Annotated in this window: 14 protein-coding genes and 1 pseudogene; 11 read left to right on the top strand and 4 right to left on the bottom strand. The window is 67.5% G+C overall.

Annotated features, from left to right (window positions below):
* The 4 genes and pseudogenes from LI953_RS13565 to glpX all read left to right on the top strand — a co-directional run.
* Positions 1-260: pseudogene (locus LI953_RS13565) on the top strand (hypothetical protein); the annotation flags it as partial.
* 33 nt (positions 261-293) lie between these two features.
* A complete protein-coding gene (locus LI953_RS13560) occupies positions 294-1,511 on the top strand; it encodes an LL-diaminopimelate aminotransferase (protein ID WP_227076629.1) in 1,218 nt (405 codons plus the stop codon).
* A complete protein-coding gene (locus LI953_RS13555) occupies positions 1,508-2,800 on the top strand; it encodes a homoserine dehydrogenase (protein ID WP_227076628.1) in 1,293 nt (430 codons plus the stop codon). Before LI953_RS13560 ends, LI953_RS13555 begins: the two co-directional genes overlap by 4 nt.
* A gap of 10 nt (positions 2,801-2,810) precedes the next feature.
* A complete protein-coding gene (gene glpX / locus LI953_RS13550) occupies positions 2,811-3,797 on the top strand; it encodes a class II fructose-bisphosphatase (RefSeq protein ID WP_227076627.1) in 987 nt (328 codons plus the stop codon).
* Between the two features lie 52 nt (positions 3,798-3,849).
* On the opposite strand, the gene mscL is transcribed toward glpX, so the two are convergent.
* The gene (mscL, locus tag LI953_RS13545; RefSeq protein ID WP_227076626.1) at positions 3,850-4,314 is read right to left on the bottom strand and encodes a large conductance mechanosensitive channel protein MscL; all 465 of its coding nucleotides are present in this window, start codon (positions 4,312-4,314) and stop codon (positions 3,850-3,852) included.
* Positions 4,315-4,447: 133 nt separating this feature from the next.
* On the opposite strand from mscL, the gene LI953_RS13540 reads away from it, so the two are divergent.
* On the top strand, positions 4,448-4,693 hold the full coding sequence (locus LI953_RS13540) for a hypothetical protein (RefSeq protein WP_227076625.1): 246 nt from the start codon (positions 4,448-4,450) through the stop codon (positions 4,691-4,693).
* Positions 4,694-4,742: 49 nt separating this feature from the next.
* On the top strand, positions 4,743-5,696 hold the full coding sequence (locus LI953_RS13535) for an acetyl-CoA carboxylase carboxyltransferase subunit alpha (RefSeq protein WP_227076624.1): 954 nt from the start codon (positions 4,743-4,745) through the stop codon (positions 5,694-5,696).
* On the opposite strand, the gene LI953_RS13530 is transcribed toward LI953_RS13535, so the two are convergent.
* Positions 5,693-6,085, bottom strand: a complete 393-nt coding sequence (locus LI953_RS13530; RefSeq protein ID WP_227076623.1) for a hypothetical protein — start codon at positions 6,083-6,085, stop codon at positions 5,693-5,695. The two genes, LI953_RS13535 and LI953_RS13530, sit on opposite strands and share 4 nt — an antisense overlap.
* 84 nt (positions 6,086-6,169) lie before the next feature.
* Here LI953_RS13530 and LI953_RS13525 point away from each other — a divergent pair, with 84 nt between their 5' ends.
* The 3 genes from LI953_RS13525 to ppdK are packed head-to-tail and all read left to right on the top strand — an operon-like array spanning position 6,170 to position 11,756.
* Positions 6,170-7,042, top strand: a complete 873-nt coding sequence (locus tag LI953_RS13525; protein WP_227076622.1) for a glycine--tRNA ligase subunit alpha — start codon at positions 6,170-6,172, stop codon at positions 7,040-7,042.
* Between the two features lies 1 nt (position 7,043).
* Positions 7,044-9,074, top strand: coding sequence for a glycine--tRNA ligase subunit beta (gene glyS, locus LI953_RS13520; RefSeq protein ID WP_227076621.1), 2,031 nt, complete (start codon positions 7,044-7,046; stop codon positions 9,072-9,074).
* A 9-nt stretch (positions 9,075-9,083) separates the two neighbouring features.
* A complete protein-coding gene (gene ppdK / locus LI953_RS13515) occupies positions 9,084-11,756 on the top strand; it encodes a pyruvate, phosphate dikinase (protein ID WP_227076620.1) in 2,673 nt (890 codons plus the stop codon).
* An 84-nt stretch (positions 11,757-11,840) separates the two neighbouring features.
* On the opposite strand, the gene LI953_RS13510 is transcribed toward ppdK, so the two are convergent.
* Positions 11,841-13,028: an MFS transporter gene (locus LI953_RS13510; RefSeq protein WP_227076619.1), complete on the bottom strand. Its 1,188-nt coding sequence runs from the start codon at positions 13,026-13,028 to the stop codon at positions 11,841-11,843.
* The gene (locus tag LI953_RS13505) at positions 12,997-13,581 is read right to left on the bottom strand and encodes a polysaccharide biosynthesis/export family protein (protein WP_227076618.1); all 585 of its coding nucleotides are present in this window, start codon (positions 13,579-13,581) and stop codon (positions 12,997-12,999) included. The genes LI953_RS13510 and LI953_RS13505 overlap by 32 nt, the downstream gene beginning before the upstream one ends.
* A gap of 94 nt (positions 13,582-13,675) precedes the next feature.
* On the opposite strand from LI953_RS13505, the gene LI953_RS13500 reads away from it, so the two are divergent.
* Entirely contained in the window at positions 13,676-14,524 is an 849-nt protein-coding gene (locus LI953_RS13500) for a hypothetical protein (protein ID WP_227076617.1), read from the top strand.
* Positions 14,524-15,168: a class II aldolase/adducin family protein gene (locus LI953_RS13495; protein ID WP_227076616.1), complete on the top strand. Its 645-nt coding sequence runs from the start codon at positions 14,524-14,526 to the stop codon at positions 15,166-15,168. The genes LI953_RS13500 and LI953_RS13495 overlap by 1 nt, the downstream gene beginning before the upstream one ends.

Here is a 15,168-nt window from a genome sequence, read left to right as displayed (position 1 = left end):
GCCCGCCGGTCGTGATCGCATTCCCCCCGAGTTCGGCGGTGCTGCCGCCGGATCAGGCGCAGGCGCTGGCCAAGCTCGCCGCGGCGCGCGGCGCGGCGCGGATCCGTGTCGTCGGCTTTGGCGAGGGCACGCTGCCGCTGGCCCTGGCGCGGGCGCGGCGGATGGCCGACGCGCTCACCGCCGCCGGCGTGCCGCCCGCCGCGATCCGCATCGCCGCCCTGGCTTCAGGTTCTGGCGGCTTCGCGCAATTCGTATATTAAGCCTTGCATCGATAACCCGAGTCCGAGTTGAACATGTCCTCTGAAGAGTTCCACCGCATCCGCCGCCTGCCCCCTTATGTGTTCGCCGAGGTGAACGCCGCCAAGGCCAAGGCCCGCGCCGCGGCCGAGGACATTATCGACCTCGGCATGGGCAACCCGGATTCCGGCACCCCGGCGCATATCGTCGCCAAGCTGGTCGAAACCATCCAGGACCCGCGCACGCATCGCTATTCCACCTCCAAGGGCATTCCCGGCCTGCGCCGCGCCCAGGCGGCGTATTATGAGCGCCGCTTCGGCGTGAAGCTGGACCCGGAGACCGAGGTGATCGCCACGCTCGGCTCCAAGGAGGGGCTGGCCAACCTCGCCGCCGCCATCACCTCGCCGGGCGACACCATCCTGGTGCCCAACCCGTCCTACCCAATCCATCAGTTCGGCTTCATCATCGCGGGCGCTTCGGTGCGCTCCATCCCCGCGCATCCGGGCGAGGACATGCTGCGCGCCATCGACCAGGCGGTGCGCCACTCGGTGCCGAAGCCGACGGCGCTGATCGTGAACTTCCCCTCCAACCCCACCGCCTACATGGCCGACCTTGATTTCTACAAGGAGCTGGTGGCGCTGGCCCGCAAGACCGAGATCTTCATCATCTCCGACCTCGCCTATGGCGAGATTTATTTCGACGGCAACCCGCCGCCTTCCGTGCTGCAGGTCGAGGGCGCGAAGGAGATCGCGGTGGAGTTCACCTCGATGTCGAAGACCTACTCGATGGCCGGCTGGCGCATGGGCTTCGGCGTGGGCAATCCGCGCCTGATCAAGGCGCTCACCCGCATGAAATCCTATCTCGATTACGGCGCCTTCACCCCGATCCAGGTGGCGGCGACGGCGGCGCTGAACGGCCCGCAGGATTGCGTGGAGGAGATGCGCAACCTCTACCGCGAGCGCCGCGACGTGCTGATCAAGGGGCTGCATCAGGCCGGGTGGGACGTGCCGTCCCCCAACGGCTCGATGTTCGCCTGGGCGCCGATCCCCGAGCGCTACAAGCATCTGGGCAGCCTGGAATTCTCCAAGCTGCTGATGGCCAAGGCCAAGGTTGCGGTGGCGCCGGGCATCGGCTTTGGCGAATATGGCGATACGCATGTGCGCATCGCCCTGGTCGAAAACACCCACCGGCTGCGCCAGGCGATCCGCAATATCCGCGGCTTCCTGGCCACCGATAACGCCGCCCCGGCGGACGACTCTCTGGAGAGCAAATGATGAACCCCTTGCGCGTCGGCATTGCCGGGCTGGGCACCGTGGGTGCTGGCGTGGTCAAACTCCTGGCCCGGCAGGCGGAGCTGATCACCGCCCGCGCTGGCCGCCCGATCGTGGTCACCGCCGTGTCCGCCCGTGACCGCACCCGCGAGCGCGGCATCTCGCTGGACGGGCTGATCTGGCACGATGACCCGCTGGCCCTGGCCTGGGACGAGCAGGTGGACGTGGTCGTGGAGCTGATCGGCGGCTCCGACGGCCCGGCGAAGGCCCTGGCCGAGAAGGCGCTGGCCGCGGGCCGCCCACTGGTGACGGCGAACAAGGCGCTGCTCGCCGTGCATGGCGCGGCGCTGGCCCAGGCGGCCGAGGATGCTGGCCTCCCGCTGGCCTATGAGGCGGCGGTGGCCGGGGGCATCCCCGTGATCAAGGCGCTGCGCGAGGGCTTGGCCGCTAACCGGGTCAGCCGCGTCGCGGGCATCCTCAACGGCACTTGCAACTACATCCTAACCACCATGCGCGAGGAGGGGCGTGACTTCGCCGATGTGCTGGCCGACGCCCAGCGCCTGGGCTACGCCGAGGCCGATCCCAGCTTCGACATCGACGGCGTGGACGCCGCTCATAAGCTCGCCATCCTGGCCGGGCTGGCCTTTGGCGCGCGCATCAATTTCGCGGATCTGCACATCGAGGGCATCCGCCGCGTCTCCGCGCTGGACATCGCCTTCGCCCAGGAGCTGGGCTACCGCATCAAGCTGCTCGGCATCGCGGAGCAGACCGGCGAGGGCGTGTCGCTGCGCGTGCATCCGGCCATGGTGCCGGTGAGCAAGCCGATCGCCACCGTGGATGGCGTGTTCAACGCCGTGCTGCTGGAGGGTGATTTCTCTGGCCCGGTGTTCCTGCAAGGGCGCGGCGCGGGCGAGGGACCGACGGCCTCCGCCGTGGTCGCCGACCTCATCGACATCGCCCGCGGCAGCCAGATCCCGGTTTGGGGCATGGCGCAGGGCGCGCTGGCCGAGGCCCGCGTGGTGCCGATGGCGCGGCTTTCCAGCGCTTATTTCCTGCGCCTGATGGTGGTCGACCAGCCCGGCGTGATGGCCGATGTCACCTCCATTCTGCGCGACCATGGCATCTCGCTCGAATCCATGTTGCAGCATGGGCGCAAGCCGGGCGAGGCAGTGCCGATCGTGCTGCTGACCCACGAAACGCGCGAGGACGCGGTGAACGCCGCGCTGGCGCGCATCGCCACGCTGGAAGCGGTGCTGGAAGCCCCGGCGCTGATCCGTATCGAACCGAAATAAGGATAGAGCCATGACCGAACCCCTTCGCCTGGGCGAAGTTTCCGACCGCAACCTGGCGCTTGAGCTGGTCCGCGTGACCGAGGCCGCCGCCATCGCCGCCGCGCGCTGGATCGGACGCGGCAAGAAGAACGACGCCGACGGCGCCGCCGTGGAGGCGATGCGCAAGGCGTTCGACACCGTGGCCATCAATGGCACCGTGGTGATCGGCGAGGGCGAGATGGACGAGGCGCCGATGCTGTATATCGGCGAGAAGGTCGGCTGCGGCGGGCCGGAGATGGATATCGCGGTGGACCCGCTGGAGGGGACCTCGATCACCGCCAAGGGCGGGCAGAACGCCATCGCCACCGTCGCTCTGGCCGAGCGCGGTAATTTCCTGCACGCGCCGGATATCTATATGGACAAGATCGCCGTCGGCGGCGGGCTGCCTGATGACGTGGTGGGGCTGGACGCCCCGGTGAAGGAGAATCTGAAGAACCTGGCCCTGGCCAAGGGCGTGGAAATCTCCGATCTGATGGTGTGCATGCTCGACCGCGACCGCCATGCCGAGCTGGTCGCCAAGATCCGCGAGGCCGGGGCGCGCATCATGCTGATCGGCGATGGCGACGTGGCCGGGGTGATCGCCGCCTCGCAGCCGAATACGGGCGTGGACATGTATCTCGGCTCCGGCGGCGCGCCCGAGGGCGTGCTGGCGGCGGCGGCGCTGCGCTGCATTGGCGGGCAGATGCAGGGGCGGCTGATGTTCGAGGACCAGGCGCAGATCGACCGCGCCCGCACCATGGGCATCACCGACCCGAACCGCATCTACAAGATCGAGGAAATGGCCAAGGGCGACGTGATGTTCGCCGCCACCGGCGTGACCTCGGGCGCGATGCTGAACGGCGTGCGCCGGGTCGGCCATGGCGCGGTGACGCACAGCATCGTCATGCGCAGCAAGTCAGGTACGGTGCGCTATATCGAGGCACACCATAATTTTGTGAAGAAGAATCTCGGCGTGTAAGCCGGGCGCAAATTCACTCAAGCGCCGGGGCCGTTTGGCCCCGGTTTTCGTTTCAGCCCTTGGTTTTCAGCAGATCGCGGATTTCGCCGAGTAGGGCCTCGGTGGGGGTCGGGCCAGGAGGGGCGGCCGGCGCGGCCGGCGCCTTGTAGAGTTTCTCGATCATCCGCACGATCCAGAAAATGGCGGCGGCGATGATCAGGAAATTGAACACGGCGTTGAGGAACACGCCGTAATTGATCGTCACGTCACCGGCCTTCTGCGCCTCCGCCAGGGTGGCGGCGGCGGTGCCCTTGAGGATGATGAAATGGTTGGAGAAATCCACACCGCCCGTGATCAGCCCGATGACTGGGGTGATGATGTCCTTGACCAGGCTGGTGACGATGCCGGTGAAGGCGGCGCCGATGATCACGCCGACGGCCAGATCGACCACGTTGCCGCGCATGATGAAGGCCTTGAAATCGTCGAGCCAGCCTGGCGGCTTGATGTTGAGCGGGGCTTTTTTCAACAGGTCGGACATGGGAGCCTCCTCTAAGGGTATGGTGAACTCTAGATTGCTGAATCGGCTTCGCCAAGCATGAAGTTCCGGCATGAAAACGCTTGCCCGGCGCGGGGAGGCTCTGAAACAAGGGGCGCGTAATGCGGAGGACCATATGCGGAAACTGGCTTGGCTGATGTTGCCCCTGGCCCTGGCGGCGTGCGGCAGCGGCACCGGGCGCACCACCGGCACGGCGGCGGGCGGGGCGGCCACGGGCGCGCTCATTGGCCTGGTTGGCGGGCCGATTGGCGTGGTCGTCGGCGCGGGCATCGGCGCCGGGGCGGGGGCGATGGCGGGCTCCAACACCACGCCCAAGCAGGTTAATCTGGGCAACGCGCCCTGGGACAAGAACGGCCAGTAGCGCCGCGCTCCCTTTTCTTGGGCCGTATATGTGCTAAAGGCCCTGACCCATGCGCCAATACCTCGAATTTGAAAAACCCGTCGCTGAGCTCGAAGCCAAGATCGAGGAGCTGCGGCGGATGCCCGCCTCCGGTGAGATCAACATCGCCGACGAGGTGGCACGGCTCTCCGCCAAGGCCGACGCTCAACTCAAGAGCATCTACGCCAAGCTCTCCCCCTGGCAGAAGACCCAGGTGGCCCGCCATGCCGAGCGCCCGAAGGCGGCCGGCGTCATCGCCGCGCTGATCGAGGATTTCACCCCGCTGGCGGGCGACCGCGCCTTTGCCGACGACGCGGCGGTTGTGGGCGGCATGGGCCGGTTCCGCGGCACGCCGGTGGTGGTCATCGGCACAGAGAAGGGCACTGATACCGAGACCCGCATCAAGCATAATTTCGGCATGGCCAAGCCCGAGGGCTACCGCAAGGCGCGCCGCCTGATGGAGCTGGCCGGGCGGTTCAACATGCCGATCCTGACCTTCGTGGACACGTCCGGCGCCTTCCCGGGCATTGAGGCCGAGGCGCGCGGCCAGGCCGAGGCGATCGCGCGCGGCATCGAGGCGTGCCTCTCGGCGCCGGTGCCGCTGGTGGCGACGATCATTGGCGAGGGCGGCTCGGGCGGCGCGATCGCGCTGGCAGCGGGCAATTCGGTGCTGATGTATGAGCACGCGATCTATTCGGTGATCTCGCCGGAGGGCTGCGCCTCGATTTTGTGGCGCGACTCGGCGCAGGCCCCGGTGGCCGCCGAGGCCATGCGCATCACCGCCCAGGACTTGAAGAAGCTCGGGCTGATCGACGAAATCGTGCCGGAGCCGATGGGCGGGGCGCATCGCGACCCGGAAACCGCCCTGGCCAGCCTGGGCGAGGCGGTGGAGAAGCAGCTCAAGGCGCTGCTGGGTCTGCCCCCCGAGGCGCTGAAGGCGAAGCGGCGCGAGAAGTTTTTGGCGATGGGGAAGGTGGGGCTTTAAGCCGCCCCGTCCCAGCCGGGGCGGCGGCTCACCACGCTCAGCCACGCCACCAGCCCGAGCGCGGCGCCGATCACGCCCTGCGTGCCGTTATAATTGACCACCGCGGCGATGCCCGCGCCCAGCGCCAGCGCGCCGAGCAGGCGCTTGCCGCCAAAAAAAGCCGCCAGCCCCAGCGCCAGCGCGGCCCAGCCGAATGCGCCGTAATATTGCCCGGTCAGCACCCAGTGGCGCGGGGTGCAGAAACCCGGCGCGCTGGCCGCCGCGCATAGCCCCACCGTGGCCCGCGGCACGATGGCGAACCAGCGGAAGGCGAAGGCCCCGCCGCCGAGCAGTGCCGCGAGCGCGGCGCCCAGCCAGTCGGCGGCGGTCCAGGTGATGGATTTGCTCATCGCTTTGCGTCCTCTGCGGTTGCTCTTCGCCGTGCGGGGCCGTATTGCTGCGCCGCGACAGGTCCACAGTTTAGCCAAGGGTCCATGACAGTCCATACCGCCAACGGGCGCCCGAAGAGTTTTCAGGAGATCATCCTGACATTGCACAGGTTCTGGGCGGAGCAGGGTTGCGTGATCCTGCAACCCTACGACGTGGAGATGGGGGCGGGCACGTTCCACCCGGCCACGACGTTGCGCGCCCTGGGGCCGAAGCCCTGGAAGGCGGCCTATGTGCAGCCCTCGCGCCGGCCCTCGGATGGCCGCTATGGCGAGAACCCGAACCGCTTGCAGCATTATTACCAATATCAGGCGCTGCTGAAGCCGAGCCCGGACAATATCCAGGAGTTGCTGCTAGCCTCCTACGACGCCATCGGCATCGACCGCCGCAAGCACGACATCCGCTTTGTCGAGGATGACTGGGAAAGCCCGACGCTGGGCGCCTGGGGGCTGGGCTGGGAAGTCTGGTGCGACGGCATGGAAGTGACTCAGTTCACCTATTTCCAGCAGGTGGGCGGCATCGCCTGCGTGGCGCCCTCGGCCGAGCTGACCTATGGGCTGGAGCGCCTGGCCATGTATGTGCAGGGCGTGGAGAATGTGTACGACCTGGATTTCAACGGCCAGGGCGTGAGCTATGGCGATGTCTTCCTGCGTGCCGAGCGCGACTACTCGAAGCATAATTTCGAGCTGGCCAACACCGCGATGCTGATGCGCCATTTCGAGGATGCGGAGGCCGAATGCGCGGCGCTGGCCGCGGCCGGGGTGGCGCAGCCAGCCTATGACCAGTGCATCAAGGCCAGCCATTTGTTCAATCTGCTCGACGCGCGGGGCGTGATCTCGGTGGCCGAGCGCGCCGCTTATATCGGGCGCGTGCGGGCGCTGGCCAAGATCTGCGCCGAAGCCTGGCTGGCGGGGGAATAAGATGCCCGAATTCTTTCTGGAATTGTTCTCCGAGGAAATCCCGGCCCGGATGCAGGCGGGCGCGGCGGCGGAGCTGGAGCGGCTGCTCGCGCCGGTGTTCGCCGAACTGAAGGCCGAGGGAATTCGCAGCTATTACGGCCCGCGCCGGGTCGCCATCGCCGCCAGCGTGGCGGCGGAGAAGCCTGGCAGCGCGGTGGAAGAGCGCGGCCCCCGCGACTCCGCGCCCGAGCAGGCGCTGGCCGGGTTCCTGCGCAAGCATAACGCCGCGCGCGAGGAGTTGGTGGCCGAGAACGGCTATTATGTGCTGCGCCGCGACCTGCCGCCCGTGGCCGCCGCCGCGCTGCTGTGCGAGGCCCTGCCCGGCGCTTTGGCCAAATTCTCCTGGCCGAAATCGATGCGCTGGGGGGCTTCGGGCGAATTCACCTGGGTGCGCCCGCTGCGCCGGGTCGTGTGCCTGCTGGATGGCGCGGTGGTGCCGTTCAGCCTCGGGCCGGTGACTTCGGGCGATGAGACCGAGGGGCACCGCATGCATGGGCATGGGCTGGTGGCGGTGTCGTCGGTGGCGGTGTGGGAAGAGAAGCTGCGCGAGCACCGCGTGATCGTGGACCAGGCCGAGCGCCGCCGCCTGATTGCCGAGGGCATGGCCGAACAAGCCGCCGCGCTGGGCCTGAGCGTGGTGCCGGACGAGGCGCTGCTGGACGAGGTGACCGGGCTGGTGGAATGGCCGGTGCCGCTGCTCGGCAAGATCGACGGCGCCTTCATGGCGCTGCCGCCGGAAGTCCGCGAATTGTCGATGAAGATCAACCAGAAATATTTCGCGCTGCGCGATGCGGCGGGTCAGCCGGCCCCGTATTTCGCCTTCGCGGCGAATCTGGAGGCGCCGGATGGCGGCGCGGCGATCGTGGCGGGCAATGAGCGCGTGCTGCGCGCCAGGCTCTCGGATGCACGGCATTTCTGGGAGCTGGACCTCAAGACCGAGCTGGAATTCCTGCTGCCGCGGCTGGACAAGATCACCTTCCACGCCAAAATCGGCACACAGCGCGCGCGTGTGCGCCGGATCGAGGAACTGGCCGCCGAGATCGCGGAGCTGCTGGGCGCGGATGGCGACGAGCTGATGAGCGCGCAGCTCGCCGCGCGCTGGTGCAAGGCCGATCTGGTCACCGGCATGGTTGGCGAGTTCCCCGAGTTGCAGGGCGTCATGGGCGGGTATTATGCCGCGCACGGGGCCGAGGACGACCCGCTGGCGCAGATGGTGGGGCAGGCGATCCGCAGCCATTATCAGCCGAAAGGGCCGTCGGATGAGGTTCCCGCCGGCACCGCCGCCGTGGCGGTGGCGCTGGCCGACAAGCTGGACACGCTGCGCGAATTCTTCCGCATTGGCGAGAAGCCGACCGGCTCGGGCGACCCTTACGCGCTGCGCCGCTGCGCGCTCGGCGTGATCCGCATCATCCTGGAAAACGGGCTGCGCCTGCATCTGAAGCCGCTGCTGAACGAGGATGAGGAGCTGTTCGGCTTCATCATCGAGCGCCTGCGCGTGAAGCTGCGCGGCGAGGGTAAGCGGTTCGATATTCTGGACGCGGTGCTGGCGGCCGGGGCGGATGATGACCTCGTGCGGGTGATGCGGCGCGTGGAGGCGCTGGAGGCGATGCTGGGTACAAGCAATGGCAAGAGCCTGCATGCGGCCTATAAGCGAGCCGCGAATATTTTGCGTATTGAAGAAGAAAAGGACGGCGTGAAATATGATCACGCTTTCGAGGTTTCTTTGTTTGGCGAGGCTGCTGAGAAGGCGTTGGCAAGGGATTGTGGTGCTGTTGAGGCTGCCCTGCAGTCCGACGATGGCTTGATGGCGCAGGAGCGTTTTTCGGATGCGATGACGGTCCTTTCGGCCTTGAGGGCCGCCATCGACGCGTTTTTCGAAAAAGTAACAGTGAATGCCGAAATGCCAGAATTGCGCCGCAATCGTTTGCGACTGCTCGCGCGCTTCCGGGACACGGTCAATCAAATCGCAGATTTTTCCAGGGTTGAGGTTTAGGAGCTGGGTATGACGAAATGGGTTTATAATTTCGGCGCGGGCCAGAATGACGGCAATGCGTCGCTGCGCAACCTGCTGGGCGGCAAGGGTGCCAACCTGGCGGAGATGGCGAGCATCGACCTGCCCGTGCCTCCCGGCTTCACCATCACCACCGAAGTCTGCACCGCCTATTACGATAATGACCGCAACTATCCCGCCGAGCTGAAGGCGCAGGTGGATGCGGCGCTGGCGCGAATCGAGGGCGCGGTCGGCCGCAAGTTTGGCGACAAGAACCAGCCGCTGCTGGTTTCCGTGCGCTCGGGCGCGCGCGTCTCCATGCCGGGCATGATGGACACGGTGCTGAATCTCGGCCTCAACGACGCCACCGTGCCGGGCCTGGCCGTGCTGTCGGGCGATCCGCGCTTCGCCTGGGATTCGTATCGCCGCTTCATCCAGATGTATGGCTCGGTGGTGCTGGGTGTGGACCATCACCGCTTCGAGGAGATCATCGAGCATGTGAAGCTCGAGGCCGACGTGGTGGAAGACACCGCGCTGAAGGCCGAGCATTGGCAGGCGGTGGTCGAGGGCTACAAGAAGATGGTCCAGGAGGAGATCGGCAAGCCGTTCCCGCAGGACCCTCAGGACCAGCTCTGGGGCGCGATCGGCGCCGTGTTCGGCTCTTGGATGAACCCGCGCGCCAATGTGTACCGCCGTCTGCACGACATCCCGGCCAATTGGGGCACGGCGGTGAACGTGCAGGCCATGGTGTTTGGCAATATGGGCGATGATTGTGCCACCGGCGTGTGCTTCACCCGCGACCCCTCCACCGGGCTCAACGAGTTTTACGGCGAATACCTCGTCAACGCCCAGGGCGAGGACGTGGTGGCCGGCATCCGCACCCCGCGCCCGCTCTCCAAGGCCTATGCCAAGCCGGGCGAGGTGAGCATGGAGGAGGCGCTGCCGGAAGCCTATGCCGAGTTGAAGAATGTCCGCGCGATCCTTGAGAAGCACTACAAGGACATGCAGGACATCGAGTTCACCGTGCAGCAGAACAAGCTGTATATGCTGCAGACGCGCTCGGGCAAGCGCTCGGCCGCCGCGTCTCTGCGCATCGCGGTGGAGATGGCGAATGAGGGGCTGATTGACCGCAACACCGCGGTGATGCGCGTGAACCCGGCGGCGCTGGACCAGCTGCTGCACCCGACCCTGGACCCCAAGGCGGCGAAGACGCAGTTCGCCAAGGGCCTGCCCGCCTCGCCGGGCGCGGCCTCGGGCGCGGTGGTGTTCTCCGCTGATGAGGCCGAGTTCCGCGCGCAGAAGGGCGAGTCGGTGATCCTGGTGCGCATCGAAACCAGCCCCGAGGATATTCACGGCATGCACGCCGCGCGCGGCATTCTCACCACCCGTGGCGGCATGACCAGCCACGCCGCCGTGGTGGCGCGCGGCATGGGCCGACCCTGCGTGGCCGGCGCCGGCGGCATCTCGGTGGATTATGGCGCGCAGACGCTCTCGGCCAATGGCGTGACCATCCGGGCGGGCGAGATCCTGACCATCGACGGCGCCACCGGTGAGGTGTTCGCGGGGGCGGTGAAGATGATCGAGCCGCAGCTCTCCGGCGATTTCGGCACGCTGATGGGCTGGGCCGATGAGATCCGCCGCCTGAAGGTGCGCACCAACGCGGAAACCCCGCTGGACGCCGAGACCGCGCGCCGCTTCGGCGCCGAAGGCATCGGGCTGTGCCGCACCGAGCACATGTTCTTCGACCCGCAGCGCATCGGCGCCGTGCGCCAGATGATCATGGCCAAGGACGAAGCGGGCCGCCGCGCCGCTCTGGCCAAGCTGCTGCCCTTCCAGCGCGAGGATTTCATCTCGCTGTTCAAGATCATGGAGGGGCTTCCGGTCACCATCCGTCTGCTCGACCCGCCGCTGCATGAGTTCCTGCCGCATGGCGAGGCCGAGCTGAAGGAAGTGGCCGACGCGCTGGGCATGGACGCCGCCGCGATCAAGGAGCGGGCGGAGGAACTTTCCGAAGCCAACCCGATGCTCGGGCATCGCGGCTGCCGTCTGGGCGTGACCTATCCGGAGATCTACGAGATGCAGGCCCGCGCCATCTTCGAGGCGGCGGTCGAGGTTGCGAAGACCACCAAGGCCCCGGTGCCGGAGATCATGATCCCGCTGGTGGGCACCAAGCGCGAATTGGACATCACCCGCGCCCAGGTGGAGCGCATGGCCAAGGCCGTGTTTGAGGAAACCGGCGCGCGCGTGGAATACTCGGTCGGCACCATGATCGAGCTGCCGCGCGCCGCCCTCACCGCCGACCAGATCGCGGAGGCCGCGGATTTCTTCTCCTTCGGCACCAACGACCTGACGCAGACTGTGTTCGGCCTGTCGCGCGACGATGCCGGCAAGTTCCTGCCGTCTTATGTCGAGCAGGGCATCCTGCCGAAGGACCCGTTCGTGTCGATCGACGTGGAAGGTGTCGGCGGGCTGGTGAAGATCGCCGCCGAGAAGGGGCGCGCGAAGAAGGACAAGCTGAAGCTCGGCATTTGCGGCGAGCATGGCGGCGACCCGGCCTCCATCGCGTTCTGCGAGTCGGTGGGGCTGGATTATGTGTCCTGCTCGCCCTATCGCGTGCCGGTGGCGCGCCTAGCCGCGGCGCAGGCCGCGATCGAGGCCAAGGAAACCCATTTCCGCGACAAGTAAGCGGGGCGGACAAAATCCCCGGCGGGTGGCCGCCGGGGGGACGAAACGGCTGGGCGCTGCGCGTTCCGGCCGTTTTTATGGCGCTCAGGCGGGGCGCGGGCTGAGCGGGCGCCAGAAGGCCATGGCAATGGCGAAGGCGGCGAGCTGCGCGGCGGCGGTGAGGGCGGCGCAGCCCGGCCAGCCGGTGCTGTGCCAGATGCCGCCGGGTAGGATGCCGCCAGCGCTGCCGCCGATATAGTAGCAGGTGACATACAGCCCCACCGCGGTGGATTTGGCGGCGCGCGCGGCCAGCGCGGTGTAGCCGGTGGCGATGGTCTGCTGCGTGAACAGGCCGCAGCAGGTGAGCAGCAGGCCGAGGCCGATGATCCAGAGCGGCTGGGCGAGGGAGAGGGCGAGGCCGCTCAGGCTCAGCCCGAGCGAGGCGGCCATCACCGCGCGGTGGCCGTATTTGGCGGCCATGCGCCCCGCCGCAGGGCTGATCACGGCGCCGCCGAGATAGACGACGAAGATGCTGCCCAGCGCCGCCGGGCCGAGGTGATAGGGGGCGTCGGCGAGGCGGAAATTGATGAAGGTGAACACCGTGACCAGGCTGAACAGCACGCCGAAGCCAACCGCATAGGTGGCGAGCAGGCGCGGGTTGCTGAGGTGGCTGGGAAAGGAGCGCAGCGCCGCGCCCAGGCCGGAAACCGGCCGGAACTGGCGCTCGCGCGGGAGCAGAGTGATGACCAGCAGCGCCATCGCCAGCGTGACCAGGCCGATGCAGAGAAACGCGGCGCGCCAGCCGAAGGCCTCGGTCGCCAGCCCGGCGATGAAGCGCCCCGAGAACCCGCCAGTGATGGTACCGGCCGTATAGGTGCCGGCGATGCGCATGGCGGCCGGGCCGGAGAATTCGTCGCCGATATAGGCGATGGTGACGATGAAGATGAAGGGCAGCAGCAGCCCCTGGGCGAAACGGCAGGCGATTAGCATTGGCAGGTTGACCGAGGCGGCGGCGAGTAGCGTGGGGATGACCAGCAGCAGCGCTGCCCCGGCGATGAAGCGCTTGCGCCCGAAGCGATCGGAGATGGCGCCGATGAGCGGGGCCATGGCGGCGGTGGCGGCGAGCGGCGCGGTAACGGTGAGGCCCGTCTGCGCCGGGCTGGCGTGCAGCGCCGCGCCGAGCACCGGCAGCAGCGCCTGGGTGCACCACATATTGGTGAAGGTGAGAAAGCCCGCGGCGGCGGCCGCGATGGTGATCTGCCTAGAACCGCCGCTCGAAGACCGTGATGACATCGCCGGGTTGCGCCAGTGCAAAAAGTGGGGCGCGGTATTGGGCAGCGGCGCTGCCCGTGTTGCGCGTGACACCCACATAGTCTTGGCAGGCGCGGTAGGTGAACCCTCCGGCGATGGAAATCGCGGTCAGGACTGTCATGCCCGGACGGAATGGATACTGGCCTGGCGTGTTGACCTCGCCAAGGATGTAGAAGGGGCGATAGGTGGAGACCTCAACCGCGACGCTGGGATGCAGGATCAGCCCGCCATTTTGCAGCGCCTGGGCGATCGCGGCGGCGAAGCCATCGGTGCTGCGGCCTTGGGCCTGCACCGGGCCGAGCAAAGGCAGGTTGATGTTGCCGCTGTCATCCACATTGTAGCTGCCGGAGAGTTGTGGCTGGTCGTAGATGCGCAGGTTCAGCACGTCGCCAGGACCGAGGCGGTAAGGGCCGGGCTGTGGCGCGGGCAAGGGCGGCAGGCCGGAGCCCGGTGCGCGCAGCGCCGCGCAGCCGGCCAGCAGGGAACAGCTGCCAAGGAGCAGGACACGCCGGTGGATGATCTTGAGCCTCCGCAAAACCTGAGATTGTGCCGATATTTACCCGCTTCGCGAAAAAGGGCAAATGGCGGAGGTTAGGTACTCCGGAGGTTTCATGCGGCGTTCTCTATTGTTGCTTCTGCTTCTGCTGGTGATCGGCGCGGGGGCGTATGAAGTCTGGTCACGCCTCCAGGGCGGGCCGCCCTCGGGCACCGCCGCGGCGGCGAATCAGGACCCGCGCGCGCTCACCGCGGCCGAACAGGCGGCGTTTCTGCCGCTGGTCTGCGGGGGCGCCGGCCCTGGCGCGGATGGTTATGCGCATAGTTGCCAGAGCCTGCCGGGCTATCCGTCCTCGGATTATGGCGGCGCCGGGACTGGGCTGGGGATCACCCTGACCAGCGTGATTTATGGGCATCTCACGGCGGCGGACGCGGATGAGGCGTATGTCTCCTACCAAGGCAGTTTCGAGCCGCATGTCACCAGTTTCGGCGGTGGGATTCTGTTTCATCGCGCCGGCACGGGCTGGGCGCTCTCGGCTTGGCTGCCGGGCGGGGCGGCGGAGCATTGCCTGTCGCTCAATCCGCAGGGGCGGGCGCGGCTGCTTTGCCTGTATGGCGCCACTGGCCAGGGTGAGGCGGATACCGGGCTGTATCTCGTGACCATCCCCAATGGCGGGCAGCTCAAGCTGACGCCGGTGCTGAAGGCGAGCGATCTGCGCGGGACGCTGGACCCGAACGCGAATTGCCAGCTGCGCCAATCGGCGGATCAGGCGGTGCTGCTCAGCGTCGACTCGCTGGCGCGCGGCGGCAGCTTCGCCACGGCGGGCGTGACCTATGTGCCCGCCGCCACGGCGCAGACAGCCTGTCAGGCCAAGAGCTTCGCCAATGCCGCAACCCAGACGGCGGTGCTGAACCTGGGCTGGGATGGCGATAAGATCAGCCTCTCGCCGGATCTGCATTTCGCCCCGGCCGAGGGGCCGTGATGGCCTCGCCGCGCGAAGAGCTGATCGCGGCGGCGCAGGCGATGGCCGCGCGCGGGCTGGCGGCGGGAACCTCGGGCAATGTGTCACTGCGCACGAAGGAGGGGATTCTGATCACCCCCTCCGCCACGCCATATGAGACGCTGACCCCGGAGATGATCCCGCTGCTGCAGCCGGATGGACGTTTCGAGGGCAGGCTACGCCCGTCCTCGGAATGGCATTTCCATCTGGACATTTATGCCGCGCGGCCGGAGGTGGGCGGCATCGTACACCACCACGCGCCTTACACCACGGCGCTGGCGCTGGCGCGGCGTGAGATCCCGGCCTGCCATTACATGATCGCCCGCTTCGGCGGGGCGCCGCTGCGCTGCGCCGGGTATGCGCTGTTCGGCACTGAGGAACTCTCGGCCAATGTGCTGAAGGCGCTGGAGGGGCGCAGCGCCTGCCTGATGGCGAATCATGGCGGCATCGCCACCGGGCGGGATGTGGCCGCCGCCCTGGCCGCCGCTACCGAGCTGGAGGTGCTGGCGCAGCAATATCTGCTCTCGTTGGCGGCGGGCGGGCCGGTGTTGCTCTCGGAGGCCGAGATCGAGGACGCGGTCCGGCAATTCGCCACCGCCTACCGCCCGAATACGGGCCGGGATTAG

It is taken from the genome of Acidocella sp. KAb 2-4 (assembly GCF_020567705.1).
In the GTDB taxonomy this organism is placed as follows: Bacteria; Pseudomonadota; Alphaproteobacteria; order Acetobacterales; family Acetobacteraceae; genus Acidocella.
The sequence above is the reverse complement of the archived record's forward strand: the minus strand, read 5'-3'. Positions and strand labels throughout refer to the sequence as shown.

Excerpts from the sequence above, each read along its gene's own strand:
- LI953_RS13560 (WP_227076629.1), top strand. The coding sequence starts at position 294 with ATGTCCTCTGAAGAGTTCCACCGCATCCGCCGCCTGCCCCCTTATGTG.
- LI953_RS13555 (WP_227076628.1), top strand. The coding sequence starts at position 1,508 with ATGATGAACCCCTTGCGCGTCGGCATTGCCGGGCTGGGCACCGTGGGT.
- glpX (WP_227076627.1), top strand. The coding sequence starts at position 2,811 with ATGACCGAACCCCTTCGCCTGGGCGAAGTTTCCGACCGCAACCTGGCG.
- mscL (WP_227076626.1), bottom strand. The coding sequence starts at position 4,314 with ATGTCCGACCTGTTGAAAAAAGCCCCGCTCAACATCAAGCCGCCAGGC.
- LI953_RS13540 (WP_227076625.1), top strand. The coding sequence starts at position 4,448 with ATGCGGAAACTGGCTTGGCTGATGTTGCCCCTGGCCCTGGCGGCGTGC.
- LI953_RS13535 (WP_227076624.1), top strand. The coding sequence starts at position 4,743 with ATGCGCCAATACCTCGAATTTGAAAAACCCGTCGCTGAGCTCGAAGCC.
- LI953_RS13530 (WP_227076623.1), bottom strand. The coding sequence starts at position 6,085 with ATGAGCAAATCCATCACCTGGACCGCCGCCGACTGGCTGGGCGCCGCG.
- LI953_RS13525 (WP_227076622.1), top strand. The coding sequence starts at position 6,170 with ATGACAGTCCATACCGCCAACGGGCGCCCGAAGAGTTTTCAGGAGATC.
- glyS (WP_227076621.1), top strand. The coding sequence starts at position 7,044 with ATGCCCGAATTCTTTCTGGAATTGTTCTCCGAGGAAATCCCGGCCCGG.
- ppdK (WP_227076620.1), top strand. The coding sequence starts at position 9,084 with ATGACGAAATGGGTTTATAATTTCGGCGCGGGCCAGAATGACGGCAAT.
- LI953_RS13510 (WP_227076619.1), bottom strand. The coding sequence starts at position 13,028 with ATGTCATCACGGTCTTCGAGCGGCGGTTCTAGGCAGATCACCATCGCG.
- LI953_RS13495 (WP_227076616.1), top strand. The coding sequence starts at position 14,524 with ATGGCCTCGCCGCGCGAAGAGCTGATCGCGGCGGCGCAGGCGATGGCC.